General features: G+C 35.9%; 2 protein-coding genes and 2 pseudogenes. 1 reads left to right on the forward strand and 3 read right to left on the reverse strand.

The window, feature by feature from the left end:
• From CQA44_RS11260 to panB, 3 genes and pseudogenes are all read right to left on the reverse strand, one after another.
• Positions 1-1011, reverse strand: a pseudogene (locus CQA44_RS11260) (hypothetical protein); the annotation flags it as partial.
• Between the two features lie 115 nt (positions 1012-1126).
• Positions 1127-2632, reverse strand: coding sequence for a peptidase U32 family protein (locus tag CQA44_RS11265; RefSeq protein WP_115547317.1), 1506 nt, complete (start codon positions 2630-2632; stop codon positions 1127-1129).
• A 235-nt stretch (positions 2633-2867) separates the two neighbouring features.
• Positions 2868-3668, reverse strand: a complete 801-nt coding sequence (gene panB, locus CQA44_RS11270) for a 3-methyl-2-oxobutanoate hydroxymethyltransferase (protein WP_115547318.1) — start codon at positions 3666-3668, stop codon at positions 2868-2870.
• Positions 3669-3887: 219 nt separating this feature from the next.
• On the opposite strand from panB, the pseudogene CQA44_RS11275 reads away from it, so the two are divergent.
• Positions 3888-4518 (forward strand): annotated as a pseudogene (locus tag CQA44_RS11275) (AAA family ATPase); the annotation flags it as partial.

Genomic DNA, 4518 nt, shown 5'->3' on the forward strand with positions numbered 1-4518 from the left:
ATTTTGAGCCTTCCGTCTTGCATTTTCTGCTGCATCATAACGATTGAGTAACTCTGCCAATAATTGCTCTTTCTGACTTAACTCTGGCTTTGGACCTCCAAGCATTGGGGCAGAAATATCTTGAGCAGATTGAGAGATTGAATTTGCAACTGCGGCTCCCCTGCTTTGCAAAGAGCCGCTTAATCTCTCTCTATTGCCCTCTAAAATATCTCTATCAACTAATTCTCTTGGATCCACTTTGGTCTTTTGCCCATCTTGTATAATCTCCATTTTTTGCAGATTAAGGCTCTTAGCTTGAGCTTCTTTTTTTACATCATTGAGCGTTTTTACCTCTAGGTTACCTTTAGAATCTGGCTTTCTTGCTTCCCTAGATTCTGAAGCAATATCCTCTGAAGAATCTTCAGATTCTGCAATATCTGTCATATCCCCATCTAAGTTGGTAGCACCACCACTAGGCAGTTTTATCTCTTTAGACTCTGTATTGGGCTTAATAGTTTTATTATTGTTGCTTATTTTGCTGTCGCTTGAAATTAAATCAGAAGTTAAATCATCGGATACATCTTGGGGAGATTCTCTATCTTCATTGCCAAGCTCCCCTTCTATATCCTCAAGCGAATTGGAATCTTGATTGAGTATTTTAGCAAGGGGAGAATCTTGAGAATCATTAGCTTCTTTAGTTGTCTTTGCTTTTACTAGAGCAGAACTGCCTAAGGGTTTTGTCTCTTGCTGTTTTTTAGAATCTGTTGTAACAATTTTAGTGGCACTTTTTGTGTTTTTTTCTTCATTGGAATCCGCTTTAACGTCTTTGTTATTCTGGTTTTTATTGGCATTAGAGCTTTTTGTTTCTTCTACATCTACTGCACCCGTTTTCTTTGCCTGCACAGAGGCATTATCGGATTTACTTAAAGCCTCTGCAAATGAAGAATCTGCTTTGTCTTGCTTTGATTTGGCAGTATCACTTGTACTCTGTGAAGTGAGATTAACTCCTGTGGGATTAATTTCTGCAACCATAGCTTATCCTTAAAACTCTCTTTATTGCAGGAATAAAGCAAAATATATTCCCTCATATCAAAACTCTATAAAAGTTTCCACAAACAGATAAATTACTCTCTCATAAATTATAATTTTATGTCCTTATTTTAATCCGCAAGAAGCTAAAGGATGGCAATGGGACAGGCAACATAACAGGATTGGTATTGCCGCTATGAATAGAATCTAATTCTTTACCATTAATAGTGAGAATTTTAAAAAATCTAAGATAATATCTTCCTGCAATATGGATAATTTGCCCCAAATCATTTTGCATCTCATGTAGAATCTCCTTTTGTTCTGCATCAATCTCTTGTAACTTAGAATCTTGATTATCACATTCCAAAGAATCTGTATCAAAGGACAGTTTGCTAGGAGCTTCTCTCCAGCACTCTTGAGAAAACTGTAAAGCTTCTTTGGGGGGAGATATTGTCGATTCATTAGAATCAGAATCAAGAAAAGGAAACTCAAGGCTAAAATCATGATGTTTATAATACTGCAAAGGTGCAATAATCTCTAGCCATTGATTCTTGACAATGGTATGCTTACAAAAAAAGAACTTCCCGCTTTCATCTACCTCCCCACACACCTGATAGCTCCCCTCACTTATTGCACTTGCATGATTTTGTGTATCTAACTTTTGAAAGGGACGGCGAATAATATAGCCATCAGTGAATCCGCGATTTTTTAAGGTATGAAGCTCATATTGATACAGATGAGGACGTGACCTTTTTTGATAATAATCTTCTATAACAAGTCGATAAGTGCGTGTAGTAATACCTGCATAGTAGCTGCTTTTTGTGCGACCCTCAATCTTTAGCGCGTCTATTGCATGAGACTCTAGAATTTCATATAAATGACTTGCGAGATTCAAATCTTTGGCGTTAAAAATATGCGTACCCACGCTCTCCTCTTCCACAAGCCTCATCATTACGCCATTGTCTGGATTCTTAACATAATATTCATAATCAAAGCGGCAGTCATTCGCACAACTCCCGCGATTAGGCACACGACCATTCTGCAAGGCAGAAATAAGACAACGACCAGAAAAAGCAAAACACATGCTTCCATGCACAAATATCTCAATCTCTAGTTCAGGCAATGCTCTTTTAATCTCTATGCAATCATTCAGGCTTATTTCTCTAGCAACCACGATACGTTTAACCCCCATATCAAAATAGACACTCGCATCAAGGACATTAAGCACATTTGCCTGTGTAGAAAGATGAATGGGAATTTTTGGAGCAATTTGTTGGGCTAATTTTACAACACCGGGCGTAGCTACGATAAAAGCATCGGGGCTACAATCACGCATTTTAGCAATATGATTCTTAAGATGGTCAATTTGAGAGTTAAAAGGAAACCCATTAATTGTAACAAAAACTTTCTTACCTAAATCATGTGCATATTGAATACCCTCATGAAAATCCTCGTAACTAAAGTCTTTTCCTGCACGATTGCGCAATGAAAAATGGCTAACTCCTCCATACACCGCATCTGCGCCATAATTTAAAGCAATTTTTAACTTGGTTAGAGTACCTGCAGGAGAAAGTAATTGAACTTTTTTTGAGTAATCTTGCGATGTATGAAAGCCTGTATTCATAATGATTCCTTATAGCTAGTGCTATGTAACATAGATTGCCAAAAACAATGGACAAAAAATAGCAAAGATTAGGTCATGATTTAATGGCGTCTATCTCTTTATAAGAGTTTATCTTTACACCAAAATCCTTAAGAATCTCACAAGTATTTCTTGCCTGTTGTATCTTTTTAAAATAGAACTAGATTTCACAAACTACATTGACATAAATTTTATCCACACAAACTCCAACATGCTATCAATAGCTCTCCTGACTGCTAGGAAAAGATTCATTCCTTATGTCTCTTGCATAAGATTTAATTGCCTCCTTAAGCAACTTCTTACCATCACAATAGCGGCGCACAAATTTTGGTTTAAACGCATCAAAGAATCCAAAAACATCACTCCATACAAGAATCTGCCCATCACATGCTACTCCTGCTCCTATCCCAATAGTAGGAATACTTAATCGTTGTGTGATAGATTCTGCTATCTCACTCTTTATGCCTTCACAGAGGATTCCAAATGCTCCTGATTCCTGCATAGCAACTGCAGTATCTAAGAGCGTTTTTATTTGAGAATCAATTTTACCCTTTACTTTAAATCCCCCCTCAAAACGTGCATACTGGGGCATAAGCCCTATATGTGCCATAACCGCTATTCCCTCATTACACAAGGCGCGTACAATTTCCGCCTTATCTAAGCCTACTTCCAACTTAATAGCATCTGCCTTGCTCTCTTTATAGAATCTCAAAGCATTTTTCAAAGCCATTTCTTTTGTGCTATAACTTCCAAAAGGCATGTCTGCAATAATAAAGGCTTTGCTTGCTCCTTTGCAAACCGCCTTTGTATGATAAAGCATTTCTTCCATTGTCGCACCAAGTGTCTCATTTTCCCCTCCAAAGCTCATTTTAAGGCTATCGCCCACTAAGATAATATCTCCTTCACCATCAAATATGCCCGCCATGAGCGCATCATAAGCCGTAATAGCAACTATTTTTTCTTTTCCTTTCTTTGCTTTAATATCATTAATTGTTATTTTTTTATTTGCCTCATTCATTGAAAACTCCTATACGCATTAATTTAATTAGTATGTGAAGCTATTATAACACAAGTAACATATTTCTAACCCTAATCTTAAATGGATTCAATCTTTAAGTAATAATCACATATTTTACTTTTTCTAATCTATCATTTTTCTCTTTGTAAGCCTATTCATTAGTAAAACTCAAGCATAAAAACGATACAATTAAGACCATTTGAAAATTTAAGGATACAAGTGGAATTCCTCATTAATTTCTTTACGCAAGAGAAAATAGAAAAGACAAATTTATTTCCTCTTCTTAATTGCTCAAGACATGAAGCAGGACTATTGCGCGAAATTATTTACTGCTTTTTAAAGGGAGAGAGTGAAATAGAAGTAGCGCCGTTTTTAGAAAATTTTTATTCTGCAAGAGGATTTGAAATTTTGCCTTACCTCAAAGAAATTAAACATCTTATTCAGCTTGGATGGATTCGCTACATAGACAATATCGAGAGTGCATTGGAATTACGAAATACGAATATCTCTCTTAGTCCTGTGCTTTTAAGGCTATTAGAAGATGGGCAAATTTTACGCAGCGATATTAAAACAAAACATTATCAAAATGCTTTAGAATATTTACAAGATGAATGGAATAGACTTAATCTCATTCTACAATGCAATAAAACGCCATCCTTAAGTCTTAATGACATTCTCTCAAAAGCCTGCAATAAATATCTGGCTATGCTTGAAAGTACAATTCATGATAATCTCACAAAAAATAAAAAGAAATTTAAAATACTGCAATGCTTTGAAAGAAATAATTTTAATAAATATGAGAAGCTTATTTTCCTTCTACTTGCACAAGCCCAGTATAACGGTTCTTATG

The sequence above is a fragment of the Helicobacter sp. MIT 14-3879 genome (assembly GCF_003364125.1).

Coding starts and splice junctions, on each gene's coding strand:
- CQA44_RS11265 (WP_115547317.1), bottom strand. CDS start 2,632: ATGAATACAGGCTTTCATACATCGCAAGATTACTCAAAAAAAGTTCAA.
- panB (WP_115547318.1), bottom strand. CDS start 3,668: ATGAATGAGGCAAATAAAAAAATAACAATTAATGATATTAAAGCAAAG.